The sequence below is a fragment of the Kitasatospora sp. NPDC004614 genome (genome assembly GCF_042873675.1).
Classification (GTDB): Bacteria; Actinomycetota; Actinomycetes; order Streptomycetales; family Streptomycetaceae; genus Kitasatospora.
In genome coordinates this window covers 33,970-51,788 of record NZ_JBIALR010000010.1, presented here as the reverse complement: position 1 = coordinate 51,788, position 17,819 = coordinate 33,970, and the positions used below count along the sequence as shown (strand labels likewise).

At 72.3% G+C, this 17,819-nt stretch carries 17 protein-coding genes and 1 pseudogene; 7 read left to right on the top strand and 11 right to left on the bottom strand.

Going from position 1 to position 17,819, the window contains the following annotated elements; translation table 11 throughout:
• The first annotated feature begins 20 nt into the window (after window positions 1-20).
• A complete protein-coding gene (locus ACFYST_RS21310) occupies window positions 21-338 on the top strand; it encodes a DUF6191 domain-containing protein (RefSeq protein WP_387864498.1) in 318 nt (105 codons plus the stop codon).
• A 61-nt stretch (window positions 339-399) separates the two neighbouring features.
• Here the strand turns inward: ACFYST_RS21310 and ACFYST_RS21305 are convergent, their stop codons facing one another.
• On the bottom strand, window positions 400-1,176 hold the full coding sequence (locus tag ACFYST_RS21305) for a VOC family protein (protein ID WP_387864496.1): 777 nt from the start codon (window positions 1,174-1,176) through the stop codon (window positions 400-402).
• A 186-nt stretch (window positions 1,177-1,362) separates the two neighbouring features.
• Here ACFYST_RS21305 and ACFYST_RS21300 point away from each other — a divergent pair, with 186 nt between their 5' ends.
• On the top strand, window positions 1,363-1,785 hold the full coding sequence (locus ACFYST_RS21300) for a hypothetical protein (protein ID WP_387864493.1): 423 nt from the start codon (window positions 1,363-1,365) through the stop codon (window positions 1,783-1,785).
• 84 nt (window positions 1,786-1,869) lie between these two features.
• On the opposite strand, the gene ACFYST_RS21295 is transcribed toward ACFYST_RS21300, so the two are convergent.
• From ACFYST_RS21295 to ACFYST_RS21285, 3 genes and pseudogenes are all read right to left on the bottom strand, one after another.
• Window positions 1,870-2,739, bottom strand: a complete 870-nt coding sequence (locus ACFYST_RS21295) for an SGNH/GDSL hydrolase family protein (RefSeq protein WP_387864490.1) — start codon at window positions 2,737-2,739, stop codon at window positions 1,870-1,872.
• A 68-nt stretch (window positions 2,740-2,807) separates the two neighbouring features.
• Window positions 2,808-3,998, bottom strand: a complete 1,191-nt coding sequence (locus ACFYST_RS21290; RefSeq protein ID WP_387864487.1) for a glycosyltransferase — start codon at window positions 3,996-3,998, stop codon at window positions 2,808-2,810.
• A gap of 287 nt (window positions 3,999-4,285) precedes the next feature.
• A pseudogene (locus ACFYST_RS21285) lies at window positions 4,286-5,422 on the bottom strand (glycosyltransferase family 4 protein); the annotation flags it as partial.
• Window positions 5,423-5,845: 423 nt separating this feature from the next.
• Between ACFYST_RS21285 and ACFYST_RS21280 the strand changes: the two are divergent.
• Window positions 5,846-8,575, top strand: coding sequence for a TIM-barrel domain-containing protein (locus ACFYST_RS21280; protein ID WP_387864485.1), 2,730 nt, complete (start codon window positions 5,846-5,848; stop codon window positions 8,573-8,575).
• 200 nt (window positions 8,576-8,775) lie between these two features.
• On the opposite strand, the gene ACFYST_RS21275 is transcribed toward ACFYST_RS21280, so the two are convergent.
• Window positions 8,776-9,198, bottom strand: coding sequence for an avidin/streptavidin family protein (locus tag ACFYST_RS21275; RefSeq protein ID WP_387633688.1), 423 nt, complete (start codon window positions 9,196-9,198; stop codon window positions 8,776-8,778).
• Window positions 9,199-9,473: 275 nt separating this feature from the next.
• On the opposite strand from ACFYST_RS21275, the gene ACFYST_RS21270 reads away from it, so the two are divergent.
• Both ACFYST_RS21270 and ACFYST_RS21265 read left to right on the top strand, forming a co-directional pair.
• Complete coding sequence (locus ACFYST_RS21270) at window positions 9,474-10,304, top strand: pentapeptide repeat-containing protein (RefSeq protein WP_387864482.1); 831 nt, start codon at window positions 9,474-9,476, stop codon at window positions 10,302-10,304.
• 154 nt (window positions 10,305-10,458) lie between these two features.
• Complete coding sequence (locus ACFYST_RS21265) at window positions 10,459-10,695, top strand: hypothetical protein (protein ID WP_387864479.1); 237 nt, start codon at window positions 10,459-10,461, stop codon at window positions 10,693-10,695.
• Between the two features lie 231 nt (window positions 10,696-10,926).
• On the opposite strand, the gene ACFYST_RS21260 is transcribed toward ACFYST_RS21265, so the two are convergent.
• The 3 genes from ACFYST_RS21260 to ACFYST_RS21250 form a co-directional block, all read right to left on the bottom strand.
• Window positions 10,927-11,499: a rhodanese-like domain-containing protein gene (locus ACFYST_RS21260; RefSeq protein WP_387633684.1), complete on the bottom strand. Its 573-nt coding sequence runs from the start codon at window positions 11,497-11,499 to the stop codon at window positions 10,927-10,929.
• Between the two features lie 133 nt (window positions 11,500-11,632).
• Window positions 11,633-12,589: a sulfite exporter TauE/SafE family protein gene (locus ACFYST_RS21255; RefSeq protein WP_387864476.1), complete on the bottom strand. Its 957-nt coding sequence runs from the start codon at window positions 12,587-12,589 to the stop codon at window positions 11,633-11,635.
• A complete protein-coding gene (locus tag ACFYST_RS21250) occupies window positions 12,586-12,963 on the bottom strand; it encodes a rhodanese-like domain-containing protein (protein ID WP_387864473.1) in 378 nt (125 codons plus the stop codon). Before ACFYST_RS21250 ends, ACFYST_RS21255 begins: the two co-directional genes overlap by 4 nt.
• 320 nt (window positions 12,964-13,283) lie before the next feature.
• On the opposite strand from ACFYST_RS21250, the gene ACFYST_RS21245 reads away from it, so the two are divergent.
• Together ACFYST_RS21245 and ACFYST_RS21240 are read left to right on the top strand one after the other, a co-directional pair.
• Complete coding sequence (locus ACFYST_RS21245) at window positions 13,284-14,654, top strand: rhodanese-like domain-containing protein (protein WP_387633678.1); 1,371 nt, start codon at window positions 13,284-13,286, stop codon at window positions 14,652-14,654.
• A gap of 131 nt (window positions 14,655-14,785) precedes the next feature.
• A complete protein-coding gene (locus ACFYST_RS21240; protein ID WP_043911727.1) occupies window positions 14,786-15,052 on the top strand; it encodes a metal-sensitive transcriptional regulator in 267 nt (88 codons plus the stop codon).
• Between the two features lie 217 nt (window positions 15,053-15,269).
• Here the strand turns inward: ACFYST_RS21240 and ACFYST_RS21235 are convergent, their stop codons facing one another.
• The 3 genes from ACFYST_RS21235 to ACFYST_RS21225 all read right to left on the bottom strand — a co-directional run bounded on the left by ACFYST_RS21235 (window position 15,270) and on the right by ACFYST_RS21225 (window position 17,499).
• Entirely contained in the window at window positions 15,270-15,536 is a 267-nt protein-coding gene (locus tag ACFYST_RS21235; RefSeq protein WP_043911730.1) for a metal-sensitive transcriptional regulator, read from the bottom strand.
• Window positions 15,537-15,625: 89 nt separating this feature from the next.
• Window positions 15,626-16,618 (bottom strand): lysophospholipid acyltransferase family protein, encoded by a 993-nt coding sequence (locus tag ACFYST_RS21230; RefSeq protein ID WP_387864472.1) that lies wholly within the window; start codon window positions 16,616-16,618, stop codon window positions 15,626-15,628.
• Complete coding sequence (locus tag ACFYST_RS21225; RefSeq protein WP_387864469.1) at window positions 16,615-17,499, bottom strand: GNAT family N-acetyltransferase; 885 nt, start codon at window positions 17,497-17,499, stop codon at window positions 16,615-16,617. The genes ACFYST_RS21230 and ACFYST_RS21225 overlap by 4 nt, the downstream gene beginning before the upstream one ends.
• Between the last annotated feature and the right edge of the window lie 320 nt (window positions 17,500-17,819).

The window sequence follows — 17,819 nt, the reverse complement described above, 5'->3', positions numbered from 1 at the left end:
CGGGCGGTGATACTGACCGAATGGGGTTCATCGTCTTCATGACGCTGCCGGGCCTGGTGCTGCTGCTCACCGCGCTCGCGGTGGTCGACCAGGTGCTGCTGCGGGCCGGTCGCGCCGGTCTCCTGCCGTGGCGGCCCGGCAGCCGGCAGGGGCAGGTCTCGGCGACCGGATTCGAGCAACTGCACGCCCAGTTCTCGGCGGGCAAGCAGAACGAGCTGAAGGAACGCCAGTCCGCGCTGATGCTTCGCGACGAGGACGAGGACGGCGCCCCGCCGAACCGCAGCCGGATCGACCTCGCGCGCGGCTCGGCCGTGATCCGCCTGCCGAAGACCGACTGACCGGCGCTTACGGGGCGGTTCGCCGCAAGAGCCGGTCAGTTGGGCTTCGGCGGAGCGCGGATCAGTCCGTCGGCAGGGGCTGGACGAGGGTGAACGTCGCACCCTGGTCGTCGGACGCCACGGACATCCGGCCGTACGGTGTGTCGAAGGGGGCTTGAGTGACGCGACCGCCCAGGCCGGGCACCTTGGCCGCGGTCGAGTCGACGTTCTGCACGGCGAAGATGACCATCCAGTGCGCCGGCACTTCGCGCGGAGTGTCCGCCGGCAGTTCGCCGATCCCCCCGACCGTGCCGTGTGGCAGGTCGAGGGTGGAGTACTTCATCGAACCGTCGGACACCTCGCCGTACTTGTAGCCGAACACCTCGCGGTAGAACCTGCGGTTGCCCTCGTAGTCGCGGCTCATGTTCTCGTTCCAGGCGACCGTGCCGTCCTCGTTGGCGACGCCGAAACCGGTGTGGTCGCCGGACTGCCACACGCCGAACACCGCGCCGCCGGGGTCCGCCGCGATCGCCATCCTGCCGAGGGTCATCACGTCCATCGCGGGCGACAGGACCTTCCCTCCGGCCGCGGTGATCTTCGCGACGGTGTCGTCGACATTGTCGGTGGCCAGGTAGGTGGTCCAGGCCGTGGGCATCTCGGGCTTCATCTTCGGGCCGATGCCGGCGATGTTCGCGCCGTTCTTCAGGGCCAGGCTGTAGCCGCCGACGTCCTTGCCGCCGCGCTGGACCTGCCAGCCGAGCAGACTGCTGTAGAACGTGACGGCCTTGTCGAGGTCGTCCGCGGACAGATCGACCCAACAGGGCGTTCCAGCAGGCCATGCGGTGTTTCGGGTGACCATGTGTGCCTCCGAGTGGTCCGGGTTGCCGGATTGAGCACTGCACCGTAACCGGGCCACCGAGACTGCGCCGGGGCCGAAGGGCGGCACTTAACCCGTTCCAGGGAGGGGATTCGACTGTTTGCCGCCGCCGAACGTCCCGACCGGACAACGCTCGGGAGGGGACCGCCCGCTGGCAGGATGAGCGGCATGAACGCCGACGAAAGCTCAGTTCTCGAAGATCTCGTCAACTGGCGTGGTGAACTCGACGACCTGGTGCGAAACGCACGCCGCGCAGGTCAATCGGCCCACGCCGTCGTGGATCGCGCCGTCGTGGATCGCGCCGTCGTGGATCGTGCCGCCCTTGAGGCCGCCCTGGCCAAGGCCACCGACGGCCTTGTGGCATCGGCCGAGCTCACCACGTGGGCCCAGGTGGTGCACCTCCACGATGGCCTGGACCTCGAGGACGGTCATGAGGACTTCGTGGCGCAGTTCCTCTTCGAGGCATCGACCCCAGAACTCTTCGAACCGATCACGCCTGAGTTCTGTCAACGCTGGCTGGACAAGATCCGCGCCTCACTCGCGATTTCGAAAGGTGTCGAACGAGGCACGGAGCGCGACCAGCGGCACTGAACGACCAACCTTGCCGGTCGCGCGGTGACCGGGGTGCCCGCTCCGGGGGCGTGGCGCGCCGGTGGCCCCGGCAAGTGCGTTGCGCTAGCGGGGCGTTGAGGTTTTCGCGGTGGGCGGGGCCGGCTGGGGGCCGGGTGTGGTGAGGCGGGCGATGATGGCGGCGGTGGTTCGGGCCTCCGCGTGGTCGAGGCGACGGGACGAGCCGCGGAGGAGATGGCGGGCCTCGATCGCGGCGAGGGCGAGCAGGCCGGGGAGTAGGTCGGTGGAGCGGGCCGCCAGCCAACGGGTGCCACGGGTGGCCATCCACCACAGGTCGGCGCCGGGGACGGGGACGGGGGTCGGCAGCTCGGCGGGTGGCGGGCCGACCGCGTGGCCGGATTCGGCGAGCAGGGTGTGGAAGCCGCGGGCGATCAACTGGTGCCCGGCGGCGCTGGGGTGGAGCCGGTCCACGCTCAGCAGGCTGCGCCGTTCCGTCCAGGGCAGGTCCGCGAGGTGCAGGTGCACCGCGTGGTGGTGCTCGGACAGTGCGTGGATCACCGCGTTGACGCCGCGCATCCGGCGCGCCAGCGGGCGGGCGAGCGGTGCGGGAAGTCCCAGCAGTCGGCCCGGGTCGGGCAGGCAGGCGGTGAGCGGGACGGTGCCGGATGACGCCAACGAGGATAGGGCAGCGCTGAATTGACGTGCCGTCAGGTCGAGTTCGAAGGAGGCTCGCAGGGTGTCGTTGCCGCCCACCAGCACTGCCGCGTACTGCGGGCGCAGGGCGAGTGCGGTGGGTAGTTGGGAGACCAGCAGGTCGCGGCTGAGAGCGCCGCTGTTGGCGAGGTTGCGGAAGTCTACGGGGCCTGGCGAGAGGCTGGGCGCGAGCAGTGCCGCCCAGCCTCGCCAGCCGCCGGGGACGGGGTCGCCGACGCCCTCGGTGAGGGAGTCGCCGAGCGCAGCGAACCGAACCGTCATCACGTCCCTCCAGTGGGGTTGGGTGGGTGTGGAATGCGGTGGGGGAGTGGGCAGTTGGGGTCTGCGCACTACGGTGCGAGGTGGTGGGCGGCGGGTGCGGGGACGGTGGCGTGGTGGGCGGCGGGTGCGGGGACGGTGGCGTGGTGGGCGGCAAGGAAGGCGGTGACGGCGGCGTCCCAGTTGAACCGTTCGGCCCGGGCGCGGGCGGCGGCCCGGCGTTCGGCCTCGGGGCGGTCCAGCAACTCCCTTATGGCGTCGGCGAATCCGGGGCCGGTGTCGGCGGCCGCGAGGCCGGCCCGGCCGACCACCCGGGGCAGTGCGGAGGAACGGCTCACCGCGACGGGGGTGCCGCAGGCCAGCGTCTCGAGTGCGGCCAGGCCGAAGGTCTCCACCGGGCCCGGCGCGATCGCGGCGTCGGCGGTCGCCAACAGGGCTGCCACGTCGGCGCGTTCGGCCAGGTGGCCGAGGAACGTCACGGGCAGCCGCAGTTCGGCGGCCTGCCGCTCCAGACGGCGGCGCAGCGGGCCCGTTCCGGCGACGGCCAGCACCGCCGGGACACGGTGGCGGCGGCGCAGCTCCACCAGCGCCTGAAGCGCCCGTTCCGGACGCTTCTCGCCCGACAGCCGCGAACACATCACCAGCAGCACCTGGTGCGGATCGGCCAGTCGCGCCCGCAGCGCCGGGTCGTGGCGGGCGGGGTGCATGGTCGTCAGGTCGACACCCAGCGGTGCCTGGGCGAGGTTGTCGGCGCCGATCCGCTCGAACTCCTCGGCCGCCCACGCCGTCGTGCACAGCACCGTGTCGTAGGCCTGCGCGGTGCGGGAGTTGAGCCGGTCCGCGAGGCCGCGTGCCGCGGGCCGGGGCAGGCCCCAGGTGCCGAGGACGCCCGTGGCGCTCTCGTGCGAGACCATCATCGACCGCACTCCGTGCGCTCCGGCCCAGGCGCCCGTCCAGCGCAGCGTGGTGCGGTCCGAGACCTCCAGTCGGTCCGGCGCCAACTCCTCGAGGACGGCCGCGAGTTGACGACGGTCCCGGAGCACCCGGTAGCCGCCGCTGCCCGGTACCCGGGGCCCGGGCAGCGTGATCACCCGGCCCTGCTCGGTCCACTCGTCGCTGCGGCGCGGCCCCGGGACGACCAGCACCGGCCGGTGGCCCGCCGCCAGGTAGCCCGCACCGAGGTGCCGGAGCGCCGTCCGCAGGCCGCCGGACACCGGCGTGACGAAGTTCGCCACCCGGACGATACGCAGTTCGCTGTTCACGCCGGCTGCTCCTCGACCAACTGACCGGTCGGGCGAGCGGTGAGGTCGGAGCAGGGTTGCACGTCGGCGGGGGTGGAAGGGGAGGGCTGCGGAGGTGTCGCTGGCGGCGGGACGGTGGCCGGTGTGTCGGCGTGGGCGTCGGCGTCGGCGGAGGTCGGGGAAAGCGCTTTCCCGTTGGTGTGGGCCTGAACGGGGACCGACGGCCCGTCGTTCGGGGTGGCAGTTGGCCCGGCCGTGCTGGAAAGCGCTTTCCCGTTGGTGCGGGGAGGTGTGCCCGCAGGGCGGGTGCGGTGCTCGGTGAGGACGTCCTCGTAGTGCTGGATGAGCTGGTCGCCGACGGCCTCCCAGGTGCGGTCGGTGACGTCGGTGCGGCCGGCCGCACCGTAGCGGGTGCGGACGTCGGGGGCGGCGGCGAGGGTGGCGACGGCGCGGGCGACGGCCCCGGGGTCGCGCGGGGCGACCAGCAGGCCGGTGCGGTGGTGGCCGACCAGGTCGAGCGGGCCGCCGACGGCCGGTGCGACCACGGGGACGCCGCTGGCCATCGCCTCCTGGATGGTCTGGCAGAAGGTCTCCAGCGGGCCGGTGTGCACGAACACGTCCAACGTGGCGAAGCAGCGGGCGAGTTCGGCGCCGGTGCGGCGGCCGAGGAACACCGCGCCGGGCATCGCGGCCTTCAACGCGGGGGCGCTCGGTCCGTCGCCGATCACCACGACCCGCACCCCGGGCAGCCGGGAGGCCTCGGCGAGCAGGTCGACCCGCTTCTCCGGGGCGAGCCGCCCGACGTAGCCGACCAGCACCTCGCCGCCGGGGGCGAGCGAGCGGCGCAGGGCCTCGTCCCGGTGGTCGGGGTGAAAGCGCGCGGAGTCGACGCCGCGCGCCCAGATCCGGACGTTGCGCACGCCGTGCGCGGTCAGGTCCTGGGCGGCGGGGGTGGACGGGGCGAGATTGCGCGCGGCGGACCGGTGCACGGATCGGATCCGTGCCCAGGCGAGCGCCGAGCCCAGCCCCCGTCCCATCCGGTACGCCTGCGCGTACCCGGCCAGGTCGGTCTGGTAGACGGCCACCGTCGGCAGGTCGAGGCGCTCGGTGATCCGGGCGGCCCGCGCACCGAGCACGAACGGACTGGCGAGGTGCACCACGTCCGGCCGGTGGGTGGTCAGCGCGGCGGCCAGGCGGCGGCTGGGCAGCGCGATGCGTACCTGCGGGTAGCGGGGCAGCGGAACGGACGGAATGCGCACCACCGGCAGCGGTTCCCGGTCCGGGCCGAAGGACTGCGGCGGGCAGTGCGCGCCGCGGGCCGGCGCGGGCGTGATCACCAGTGGCTGGTGACCCCGCCGGACGAGGTGTTCGGCGGCCCGCAGCACGCTGTGGGCCACGCCGTTGACCTCGGGCGGGAAGGACTCGGTGACGATGGCGACTCGCATGCCAACGTTGTGGCCAAACAGGGCGTGCGCCCGGACAAAGGGATCTTTCCCGCAGGCGAACGTCTGCCGCCATTTCCGAACACCCAGGTGGCGCGGCTGCCGGCCCGTCGTGCGTTTCGCGCAAACGCTCTGCGCACTGTGCGCGAAGCTGCGCAGAACACGGCTTGAACGAACACTTGACGTCATGTCGGGTTGCTGCTGCGATATGTACCGCTCAACTCGCCGGATCGGCCCCACCCCTCAACCGAACGGCCCCACAAGCGACTTGGCGCACCCCCACCCCCCTCACCCGGTTCGGCCCGGCGACGCACTTCCCACCCTCCGCCCCCCCGCGCCCGTACAGGAGGAACCAGCATGCGAACCCCACTGCCAAGGCCGGGTAGCCCGAGCCGTCGGTACACAGCGGCCACGCTCGTGCTGCTGATGCTGGCGACACTGTTCGCCGTCGTCGGCCCGGCCGCCGCCGCACGCGCCACCACCGCCGGCAACGCCACCGGCGTCACCCGCTCAGGCGACACGTTCACCGTCACCACCTCCGGCAAAGCCGCCGCCCGGATCCAGCTGGCCCGCGCCGACATCTTCCGGATCTGGCTCTCGCCGAACGGCAAGTTCACCGACGACCCGGCCGGCAGCGACCTCGCCGTCACCACCTCCTTCGGCAGCGTCGGCGCCACTCTCGCCGACGCCGGAACCTACTGGCGCATCGACACCAGCGCGATCGCCCTGCGGATCAACAAGTCCCCGCTCACCTTCGCGCTCTACCGCGCCGACAACACCACACTGCTCTGGGCCGAATCCCAGCCCACCAGTTGGACCACCAGTCAGACCACCCAGTACCTGAACCGCGGCGCGGACGAGCAGTTCTACGGCACCGGCCTGCACCTGGGGGAGTGGGCGCTGCGCGACAAGACCGTTCCGGTCGCCGTCTCCAACCAGTGGACCGAGAACAGCAACGCCAGCCCCGCCCCGTTCTACATGTCCACCAACGGCTACGGCGTGATGCGCAACACCTGGGCCCCCGGCAGCTACAACTTCGGCGCACCCGCCCAACTCACCCACAACGAAAGCCGGTTCGATGCCTGGTACTTCGCCGGGAACTCACTGAAGGACGTGCTGAACGCCTACACCGACGTCACCGGCAAACCCTTCCTCGCCCCCATCTGGGGACTCGAACTCGGCAACGCCGACTGCTTCAACGCCTCCAACCCCGCCTACACGGGCGACCACAACCGGCCGCGCCACCAGACCACGCCCGACGTGGTCGGCTACGCCACCGACGCCCGCGCCGCCGACATGCCCTCCGGCTGGTTCCTGCCCAATGACGGCTACGGCTGCGGCTACACCGACCTGCCCACGGCAACCGCCGGCCTGAACGACCGCGGCTTCCACACCGGCCTGTGGACCTCCACCGGCCTGAGCAACATCAACTGGGAAGTGGGAACGGCCGGTTCGCGCGCCGTCAAGACCGACGTGGCATGGATCGGCGGCGGCTACAAGACCGCGTTCACCGGCGTCAACCAGGCCGTGGCCGGCATCGAGAACAACTCCGACGGCCGCCGCTTCGTCTGGACCGTGGACGGCTGGGCCGGCACCCAGCGCAACGCCGTCGTGTGGACCGGCGACACCCACGGCACCTGGGATGCCATGCGCTGGCACGTCCCGTCCATCGCGGGAGCGGGCCTGTCCGGCCTCAACTACGCCTCCGGGGACGTCGACGGCATCTACGACGGCAGCCCGAAGACCTACGTCCGCGACCTCCAGTGGAAAGCCTTCACCCCCGCCTTCATGACCATGTCCGGCTGGGGCGCGAGCAACCCGTCCACCGGCTACAACGACAAGCAGCCCTGGCGGTTCGCCGACCCGTACCTGTCGATCAACCGCAAGTACCTGCAGCTGAAGATGCGGCTGATGCCGTACATGTACACCATGAGCCGGATCGCCACCGACACCGGCGTGCCCGCCACCCGCGCCATGGTGCTCGAATACCCGGAAGATCCGGTCGCACGAGGGAATCTGACGAGCAGTCAGTTCATGGCGGGTGATTCGTTCCTGGTCGCCCCCGTGGTCAGCGACACCTCCGTGCGCGACGGAATCTACCTGCCCGCAGGCAGCTGGACCGACTACTGGACCGGAAAGACCTACACCGGCCCGGGCTGGCTCAACGGCTACAGCGCACCGCTCGACACCCTGCCGCTGTTCGTCAAGTCCGGTGCCATCGTGCCGATGTGGCCGCAGATGAACTACACGGGCGAGAGGCCCGCCTCCACCCTGACCTACGACATCTACCCGCGCGGGAACTCCTCCTTCAGCCTTTACGAGGACGACGGCACCACCCGCGCCTACCAGAGCGGCGCCTACTCCCGCCAGCAGGTCAACGTCACTGCGCCCAGCGGAGGTTCGGGTGACGTCACGCTGGCCGTTGCCGCCGCGAACGGCAGCTACACCGGTCAACTCGCCGCCCGCGACTACGAGTTCACCGTGCACGCGGCAAGCGCACCGAACGGCGTCACGGCGGGGGCGTCCACGCTGGCCCGGCTGAGCAGCAAGGCCGCGTACGACGCCGCAAGCACCGGTTGGTACTTCGACGCCGCCGACCGTTCCGGCACGCTCTGGATCAAGGCCGGCAACCACGCCGTCACCAGCGCCTTCAGCGTCACCGCGACCGGCCTCACGCTGCCCACCGGTACCCCCGCCACCGCCAGCGGCCCCATCCCGCAGGCGAATTGGAAGGTCGTCTCCACCGACAGCCAGGAGACCGCCGCGGAGAACGGCGCCGCGACCAACGCCATCGACGGCAGCAGCGGCACCCTCTGGCACACCCAGTGGTCCACCACCGCCACCCCGCTGCCGCACGAGATCCAAATCGACCTGGGCGCCCGCTACAGCGTCGACAGCCTGACCTACCTGCCCCGCCAGGACGGCGGCGTCAACGGCCGGATCGGCAACTACGAGATCTATGTCTCCGACAGCACCAGCAGTTGGGGCGCCCCCGTCGCGGCCGGGACGTTCGCCGACACCTCGGCCGCGAAACCCGTCAACTTCACTGCGAAGAACGGGCGTTACGTACGTCTACGAGCCCTGAGCGAAGCCGGCAACCGGGGCCCGTGGACCAGCGCCGCAGAGATCACCGCCACCGGAACGCCCGTGCCGTAGCCGAGAGTCCGCCCGCCTCGTGCCTGCCCCGACCCGCCACGCGGGAAGGGGCGGGCACGAGGGCGTTCTGCGCGGGGTGTTCGGGGCGGCGGTGCTCAGGGCGACGGCGCTGAGGACGGCGACGCTCAGGGCGACGGCGCTCAGGGCGACGGCGCTCAGGGCGACGGCGCTGAGGACGGCGACGCTCAGGGCGGCGGTGCTCAGGGCTTCGGATGCGGCAGCGGGCGCGCAAGCCGGCGGACCTCGTCCAGTCGGGCCGGGTCGGGCTCCTGGCGGGTGAAGAGATCGTGCCCGACCACCGTCGACTCCCACTCGTCCGGAGCCTCCGCGGAACGCGTCAGCAGCCAGGCGGCCGAGATCCACTCCGCCCCGTTCCGCTGGTACTGGCCGCTCCAGGCCGTCACCGAACCCGCGTCGCCCAGCTCGTTGTGCCAGGCCACCGCCCAGCCCACCGCCGTCCCGTGCCCGGGCTGCGCCGGTGCCACCAGGCGTCCCACCAGCGGATACGCTCCGCTCGCCAGGCCCGTCGCCGAGACGTAGGTGCCGGTCAGTGAACCCTCCGGACCCTCCACCAACCGCATGTGCGAACCCAGTTCGCTGTACCAGTCGCCGGTGATGCCCACGCTGCTCCTCCCGTCGTCGCCCCCGGCCGCACCGTGTCCGGCCCGGACACGGCAGCCACCACTGTGCCGCCCCCGCCCGCCCGGGCAACGGCGACGCGCGGATGTCCCACGACGGATGACCCGAGCTGCGGACGCCCCGGGGCCGCTCAGAACCTGCCGCCCCGGGGCCCGGATGCCCCCGGGGGCGGGTGCACCCCCGCGACCGGGGAGAATGGTGTCCGGACGGAACGATCCGAGCCCGCCGCCCCGCCCCGCCCCGCAGGAGACCGCGCACCGTGACCGATCAGCAGCACCCCACCCAGACCGGCCGTCGCCTCGACCTGCTCGCCGACTGCTCCTCCTGCTTCGGGCTGTGCTGCGTCGCCCTGCCCTTCGCCAAGTCCGCCGACTTCGCGGCCAACAAGAACGCCGGCACCCCCTGCCGCAACCTCGACGCCGACTACCGCTGCGGAATCCACGTCAAGCTGCGCGACCGCGGCTACCAGGGCTGCACCGTCTTCGACTGCCTCGGCGCCGGCCAGAAGATCTCCCAGCACACCTTCGAAGGCCGCAGCTGGCGCGAAGACCAGGACACCGCCCGACAGATGTTCGACGCCTTCCCGGTGATGCGGCAACTCCACGAACTGCTCTGGTACTTGACCGAGGCGCTGGAGCTCCCCAAGGCCCGCCCGGTGCACGCCGAACTGCGCCGCGCGAGCGATGCCATCGACGAGCTGACCCGCCGGGACGCCGCCGCCCTGATCGCCGCCGACGTCCCCGCGATCCGCGCCGAGACCAGCGAACTCCTGCTGCGGGCCAGCGAGTTGACCCGCAAAGCGCTGCCCGGCAAGAAGCGCAACCACCGCGGCGCGGACCTGATCGGAGCCAGGCTCAAGGGTGCCGACCTGCGTGGCGCGAACCTGCGGGGTGCCTACCTGATCGCCGCCGACCTGTCCGGTGCGGACCTGCGCAGTGCCGACCTGATCGGGGCCGACCTGCGCGACGCCGACCTGCGCGGCGCGGACCTGACCGGGGCGCTGTTCCTGACGCAGTCCCAACTGGCCGCCGCCAAGGGCGACTCCACCACCAGCGTCGGCTCCGGACTGGTCCGGCCTGCGCACTGGTGACGCGCCGGTTCGCCCGGTAGGTGGGTGGGCGTGGCGCGTCGGAGGGGGCGCGAGGGGCGCGCGGGGACCCCGGAAACGGGATTAATGGACTGCGGCCGGTGCGGTGCGCGCGTATGGTCATGAACTCCCCGACGCGAGAGGAGGATCATCCGCGATGGGACTGTTCAGAGACGCCCCGCCCACTGCACATCCGGAGTTCACCAACCTACGGTTCATGGCCGCCGGTTCGCCCTCGTGGTGGAAACGCAACCGCCACAAGGTCGTTGGCATCGTCGGCCTGCTGATCGGATTCTGGCTGGCCGGACACCACGACACCGCAGCACCCGCAACACCGGCGGCACCCGCGGCGCCCACCGCACCCGCCGGGTCCTGCACCCCGACCGGGCACTGACCGCCGGGCACTGACCGCCGGGCACGGACCGTTGGAAAGTGACCACCGGGCGCTGATTGGCCGACGCCGCCCGTGAGTTGGGGTTCAGCCGTCGACGACCGATGACACACGTAGGCCCTCGGTGCCACCCGTTCGGACAACGGGTGGCACCGAGGGCCGAGTTCACTCACCGCCGCTCGGCCTGGCGTCCGGATCGGACGCGGGGCGCTTCGACGGAGGTGGCTTCAGGCGTTACTTGCCGCCGTGCAGGGCGCTGAGCGTCGCCTCGAACGCGGCACCGGAGTTGCGCGGACGGTTGTACGGCAGCTTGCTCAGCATCGAGCCCATCGCGCAGGTGTTGGTGGCCGCCGAGAACGCCAGACCGAAACCGACCGCGGCCGACACCCAGCGCGCGCCCGGTACGGCCAGGTCGACCACGACGCCGGCCAGCACCAGCGAGCCCGCCACCATCCGGACCTGGCGGTCCAGGCCCCAGCGGACCTTCTCGCCCGGCACCTTGTTCAGCTGGTGGCCGCCGGCCGCCCAGGCGGCGGTCCCGCCGGAGACCAGCAGCGTCGTGATCCCGGCGGCGGACAGCTGCTCGCACGCGTTGACGGCCCGGGCGCCCGAGGCGCAGGTGATCGCCAGCTCGCCGCGGGCGGCGGCGGCGCGCAGGGCGGGCAGCGCCTGCGACAGCTGGTCCAGCGGCACGTTGTGGGCGCCGGGAATGTGGCCGCCGGCGAATTCGCCGGGCGACCGCACGTCGATGACGGTCAGCTGCTGAAGCCGGGGCTGGAGCTGGTCGACGGTCAGGGGCGTGGTCATAGGTAGTGGGGCCTTTCGGGCAGGAGTGACCCGGCATGCGGTTGCCGCCGGGCGGGGGAGTGGACCGAAAGCGCAGGTGGGGCTGCGCGGTGGAGGTGGCGCGGTGCCTGGCGCGGGGCTGTGGGCCCGGCGGTCAGAGCACGGCGTCCACCAGCATCAGGGCGGCGACCGCGAGCAGGGCGCCGGCGAAGATGCGCTGCAGGGTGCGGCCGGACAGCTTGGACGCCAGCCGCTTGCCGTCCCACGCGCCGAGGATCGCAGCGGCCGCGAACGGGCCGACCACGGCCCACGGGATGTCGGCGGCACCGCCGAGGCGGGGCAGCAGTGCGGACAGCGAGTTGAGCGTGATCACCAGCAGGCTGGTGCCGATCGCGTCGGCCATCGAGAACGCCAGGAACGACACCAGCGCGGGTACGGCGAGGAACCCGCCGCCGACTCCCAGCACGCCGGTCGCCGCACCCAGCCCCGCCCCCGCCAGCGCGGACCGCCGCGCGGACGCGGGAGCGGGTGAGGTGGCGGACGTGTCCGGCTGATCGGTGTGGTCGTGGCTCTCGGAAGGCAACGGGAAAGCGTTTTCCGTGTGCGGGTCCGCGACGCGCAACGTCCCGGACGCGCCGTCGGCCGTCGCCTGCGACACGCCCGTCCCGCCGTCGAGCACCCGGGCCGGTTCCGGTGCCCGGGTCTGGGCCGGAATCGACGCGTGCCCCGCGACCCGGCGGCTGCGCGGTGCGCGTCCGGCGGACAGCATCCGCCAGGCGGCCAGTGCGGCGAGCAGCGCGAACGCGGCGGTCAGCGCCGAGCCGGGCAGATGACGGGAGAGGGCGCCGCCGAGTGCCGCGAACGGGAGTCCGGCGGCACCGAACAGCAGGCCGCTGCGCCAGCGGACGCGTCCGGCCTTGGCGTGCGCGACCAGTCCGGTGAGGGAGGTCACGGCGACGATCAGCAGGCTGGCGGTGGTCGCGGTGCCGGGAGTCAGGCCGAGCAGGTAGATCAGCGCGGGGACGGCCAGCATGCTGCCGCCGCCGCCGAGTCCACCGAGGGCCAGCCCGACCACCGCGCCGGCGATCAGAGCAAGGATGACGGCGGTCATATCGCGGTGCCGCAGGAACACTCGCCCTGGTGCGACGGAAGCCCCGCCTGCAGCCAGGCGCGCATTCCGCCCACCACGTTGACCGTCCGCACGCCGCGCGCGTTCAGCAGGTCGGTGGCCACCTGCGAACGGTTCCCGGAGCGGCACAGCGCCAGCACAAGCGGTCCGTCGGCGCCCGGTACGAGGTGCCCGTCGAGGGCGCCGGGGCTGTCCAGGCTGCCGAGCGGGACGAGGACCGAAGCCGGGGCGTGCACCTCGGCGTACTCCGCGGGCTCGCGGACGTCGAGCAGCAGCGCCTCGCCGGCGGCGGCCAGGCGGTGCGCCTCGGCGGCGTCGATCTGCGCGGGAGCGGGCGGCTGGTGGAACAGGGCCACGGGGTCCTCCTGGGCGGTGATGAGGGTGGGACGTGCGGGAGTGGTGCGGGGTCCTCCGGCGGTACTTCGCGGCGCTCGGCCGTCCCGAGGAAGATACCGGAGGGGGTATATCGTTGGGATCGAGCATATACCCCCACCCGTATTGCTCGGGATCCGCTACAGTCGAGAACTGCCTGCAATAATACCCATGGGGGTATCGGCGGGCTCGGGTGTCGGGCATATCGGCCCCGCACCCGTACCCACCCGCGGCTCCGCACCCGTATCGCGCCCGCACCTCCACCCTCCAGCCGTGACCGGCCGACGCAGAGATGAGGACATCCGTGTTCTTCGCCCAGTACTACCTCGAGTGCCTTTCCCAGGCCTCGTACCTGATCGCGGACGAGACCACCGGCCGCGCCGTGGTGATCGATCCGCGCCGGGACGTGGACGAGTACCTGGCGGAGGCCGAAGCGCGCGGCTTCACGGTCGAGGGCGTCATCAACACCCACTTCCACGCCGACTTCCTCTCCGGCCACCTCGAACTCGCCGACCGCACCGGCGCCTGGATCGGCTACGGGCAGCGTGCCGAGACCGAGTACCCGATCCGCAAGCTCGCCGACGGCGAGCGGATCAGCCTCGGCACCGTGGAACTGGAGATCCTCGAGACGCCCGGCCACACCCCCGAGTCGATCAGCGTCCTGGTCCGCGAGAACGCCGACGACACCGTCCCGTACGGCGTGCTCACCGGCGACGCCCTGTTCATCGGCGACGTCGGCCGCCCCGACCTGCTGGCCTCCGCCGGCGTCACCGCCGACGAGCTCGGACGGATGCTGTACGACAGCGTCCAGCGCAAGCTGATGGCGCTGCCCGACGAGGTCCGGGTCTACCCCGCGCACGGCGCCGGCTCCGCCTGCGGCAAGAACCTGTCCACCGAGCTCCAGTCCACCATCGGACAGCAGCGCGCCACCAACTACGCGTGCGCGCCGATGACCGAGGACGAGTTCGTGGCCATCGTCACCGCCGGCCAGCCCGCCGCCCCCGGCTACTTCGGCTACGACGCCGACCTCAACCGGCGCGAGCGCGACCTGCTCGACGCCGCCGCGCTCGACACCCCGCTGGACGCCGAGACCTTCCTCGCCCGCCGCGCCGAGGGCGCCGTCGTCGTCGACGCCCGCGACCCGCTCGACTTCGCCGCCGGACACCTGGCCGGCGCCATCAACGTCCCCGCCGACGGGCGCTTCGCCGAACAGTCCGGCACCGTCCTCGACCCCGCCTGGACGCTGCTGGTGGTCGCCCCCGAAGGCCGCGAACAGGAGACCGTCACCCGCCTCGCCCGGATCGGCTTCGACCGCGTCGCCGGCCACCTCGCCGACCCCGAGACCACGTTCCGCTCCGTGCCCGAGCAGATGCGCCAGGCCGCCCGCCGCACCGTCGCCGACCTGCGCACCGAACTCGCGGGCAGCGAGCCGCCGCTGGTCCTCGACGTGCGAGGCGGCGCGGAGCGCGACGGCGGACTGATCCCCGGCTCGATGCACCTCCCGCTGGCCGAACTCCCCAAGCGCCTGGCCGAGATCCCGCAGGACCGCGCCGTCGTCGTGCACTGCGCCGGCGGCCACCGCTCGTCCATCGCGGCCAGCCTGCTGCGCCACCACGGCCACCCGCAGACCTCCGACCTGCTCGGCGGCTACGGTGCGTGGGAGTCCGCAGTCTGACCGCCAACCATCGCACCACCCCGACCGGTGGGCGGGAATGCCCCGCCCACCGTCCCGGTTGATACCGGCGGGGGTATTACCGGCCCCACCCGGCACCCGCCGGGGAAGGCCCAGCACGAGGAGGAGACCCGATGCAGGTGGACGAGGCGGCCGTCGGCGCCGTACTGAACCGGCTGCGCCGAGCCCAGGGCCAACTGGCCGGCGTCATCGCCATGATCGAAGCCGGCCGCGACTGCAAGGACGTCGTCACCCAGCTCGCCGCCGTCTCCCGCGCGCTCGACCGGGCCGGCTTCAAGATCGTCGCCAGCGGCATGCGCCAGTGCATGGCCGAGGCCGAGGAAGGCGGCGCCCCCATGAGCGAGGCGGAACTCGAGAAGCTCTTCCTCACCCTCGCCTGAGCGGCGTCCCGCGCTTCTGGTGCTTTCGGTGTTTTCGGTGCCTTTGGCCGGGGCACGCCGCTTGTGAACGAACCCCGGGTGCGCTGTGGTCGCGCCCGGGGTTTCGTGCGTGTGCGGGGCGGGGCTGCCCGGATTCGATCGGATCGGTTCGGTTTGGTTCGAATCGGTTCGGATCGGTCTGAACTGGTTCGGATCTCGACCGGTTTTGCGGTGTCGGCTATGCCAGGGTGAGGAAGAGCTTCTCCAGCTCGGCCTCGGTCATCGGGGGTGTGTTCTCGTCGGCGGAGGCGAGGCATTGACGCATGCCGCTGGCGAGAATCTTGAAGCCGGCCCGGTCGAGGGCGCGCGAGACTGCGGCGAGTTGGGTCACCACGTCCTTGCAGTCGCGGCCGGCCTCGATCATTGCGATCACGCCGGTCAGTTGGCCCTGGGCTCGGCGCAGCCGGTTCAGCACCGCGCCGACGGCCTCCTCGTCCACCTGCATCGAGCACTCCTCGCCTTCTCTGAACTCGCCCGATCATACGGGAGCCGTACGGTCGTACCTGCCGCCGTGGTCGTGGGCGGGCTGGTCGGTCAGTGTGCGGCGCCCGCTCGGGGCCGCAGAACGTCCTCGCGGTCGGGTACGAGGACCGGCTGCTCGGACGGGTGGGCGGACGGGTCGGCCGGCCGCTCTGATGGGCGGGGCGGCCGCTCTGATGGGTCGGCCGGTCGCTCTGATGGGTGGGCCGCGGTGGTCGGGGCGGTGCAGGTCGCGCAGTCGGGGACGTCGAGGTGGCGCCGCTGGTCCACCACCCGCTGGGCGGCGGCAGCCAGTTGGCGCCGGCCGGGGAACAGCGCGAGCGGCAGCTGCGGCAGGAACTCGACCTCGGCGGCCAGGCCGCGTACCGAAACCACCCGCCACAACGAAGACAGCAGCCCGTCCTCACCGACGAAGGCCGGCGCGGTACTCGGACCCGCCGCCGTGCGGTAACGCAGCACCAGTGGTTGGACGGGGACGTCGGCGCGCACCGCCGCCTCGAACAGGGCCGGGCGGAACCGTCCGCCGACGCGCCCGCACCAGGTACTGCCCTCCGGGAAGACCACCACCCGCTCGCCGCGGCGCAGCGCCGTCGCGATCTCGTCGACCGTGCCGGGCAGTGCGCGCAGCCGCTCCCGGTCGATGAAGATGGTGCCGCCCCAGGAAGTCAGCGGGCCGAGCACCGGCCAGTGGCCGACCTCGGTCTTGGCCAGCATCCGGCCCGGACGGGCGGCAGCGACCAGCAGAATGTCCAGCCACGAGATGTGGTTCGCCACCACCAGCGAACCGCCAACCTGCTTGCCCGGCACGCCGATTGGCCGCACTCGCACCCCCAGCGCGGCCAGCAGCAGCCGCGCCCAGCAGCGCACCAGGCGCTCGGTCGGCAGCCACCGCAGTGCCCGCACCGCGGGCGTTGCCACGACACCCGCGAGCAGGACCGTCACGCAGCCGGCCAGTCGCAGCACTCGGTGCGCGACCCCTGCGCGCGGTTCGGGGACCGTCACACAGGCGCCGGGCGTGCATGGCGCGGTCGGCAGCCAGGCGCTCATGCCGCGGTCGCCGTTCTGGCCGAAGTGGCGTTCGTGCTACGGGAGTTGTCGGCTTTGCTGGTGCCACTGGTGATGGTTGAGATCGGCAGGTCCGTCGCTGCGGACAGGAAGTGCCGGAGGTAGCGCGGGTCGGTGCGCTCCAGCGACAGCAGGACGTACAGGTCCGCCACGTTGAAGTCGGGGTCGAACGCGGGCTCGCCGCACACCCACGCGCCGAGGCGCAGGTAGCCGCGCAGCAGTGCCGGGATCGGGGTCCGCCCCTGCCGGGCCACCCCGTCCGCCGACCACGGACGCAGGGGGGTGACTCGATACTCCTGCGGCGCAAGGTACTTGGCGGACACCGCGTCCCACACTCCGGCGGCGGCGGTGCCACCGTCGGACAGCGGGACCGAGCAGCAGCCGGCCAGCCACGCGTTGCCGGTGGCCGTCATGTAGCGGGCGATGCCGCCCCACATCAGGTTGATGACCGCGCCGTTGCCGCGGTGCGCCTCGGCGATGCAGGACCGGCCGACCTCCACCAGGCCGTCCCGCAGACCGCCGAGCCGGCCCAGGTCGAACTCGGTGTCCGAGTACAACCTGCCCGCGCGGCGCGCCTGTTCGGGACGCAGCAGTCGGTACGTGCCGACCACCTCGCCGCTCGACTGCTCGCGCACCAGCAGGTGGTCGCAGAACTCGTCGAACGGGTCCGCGTCCAGGCCCGGCAGCGGCGACTCCAGCACCGCCCCCATCTCCTGCGCGAACACCTGGTACCGCAGCCGCTGCGCGGCGCGCACGTCCTCCTCGGTCCGGGCGAATACCAGTTGGTACGACGGCTGTTGGCCCGCCACGGCGTGGGTGTTGGTCGAGGGTGACTGGGCAGGGCGGGCGGAGGTGGTGGCCATGGCTGAGTCTCCGGGGTCTCGGGGCGCGATACGGTGGCGGCGAACAGCACGGGACGACACGCGACGACACGACGCCCGCTGCCGGTCCGCCGGTCCGCCGACCCGCCGGTCGGGCGGCGCCGGTCAGAAGCGGCATGGGTATGTCTCCCCGACCCGACTGGCCCTCAGGTGGACGTCCGACGGAGATCAGATGTGCACATGCTGAATGGCCGGTTCGGCGAACGGAGTTCACCGATTTGGGGTGCGGCGGGGCGGTGGCGGGGCGGGCCGGGGGTGGGGTGGGTCGGTGCGTGGCCGGCTCTCTCCGGACGCCCCGTGGT

Bases quoted from the DNA above. Each gene is read 5' to 3' on its own strand.
- ACFYST_RS21310 (WP_387864498.1), top strand. From the start codon at position 21: ATGGGGTTCATCGTCTTCATGACGCTGCCGGGCCTGGTGCTGCTGCTC.
- ACFYST_RS21305 (WP_387864496.1), bottom strand. From the start codon at position 1,176: ATGGTCACCCGAAACACCGCATGGCCTGCTGGAACGCCCTGTTGGGTC.
- ACFYST_RS21300 (WP_387864493.1), top strand. From the start codon at position 1,363: ATGAACGCCGACGAAAGCTCAGTTCTCGAAGATCTCGTCAACTGGCGT.
- ACFYST_RS21295 (WP_387864490.1), bottom strand. From the start codon at position 2,739: ATGACGGTTCGGTTCGCTGCGCTCGGCGACTCCCTCACCGAGGGCGTC.
- ACFYST_RS21280 (WP_387864485.1), top strand. From the start codon at position 5,846: ATGCTGGCGACACTGTTCGCCGTCGTCGGCCCGGCCGCCGCCGCACGC.
- ACFYST_RS21265 (WP_387864479.1), top strand. From the start codon at position 10,459: ATGGGACTGTTCAGAGACGCCCCGCCCACTGCACATCCGGAGTTCACC.
- ACFYST_RS21260 (WP_387633684.1), bottom strand. From the start codon at position 11,499: ATGACCACGCCCCTGACCGTCGACCAGCTCCAGCCCCGGCTTCAGCAG.
- ACFYST_RS21255 (WP_387864476.1), bottom strand. From the start codon at position 12,589: ATGACCGCCGTCATCCTTGCTCTGATCGCCGGCGCGGTGGTCGGGCTG.
- ACFYST_RS21240 (WP_043911727.1), top strand. From the start codon at position 14,786: ATGCAGGTGGACGAGGCGGCCGTCGGCGCCGTACTGAACCGGCTGCGC.
- ACFYST_RS21235 (WP_043911730.1), bottom strand. From the start codon at position 15,536: ATGCAGGTGGACGAGGAGGCCGTCGGCGCGGTGCTGAACCGGCTGCGC.
- ACFYST_RS21230 (WP_387864472.1), bottom strand. From the start codon at position 16,618: ATGAGCGCCTGGCTGCCGACCGCGCCATGCACGCCCGGCGCCTGTGTG.
- ACFYST_RS21225 (WP_387864469.1), bottom strand. From the start codon at position 17,499: ATGGCCACCACCTCCGCCCGCCCTGCCCAGTCACCCTCGACCAACACC.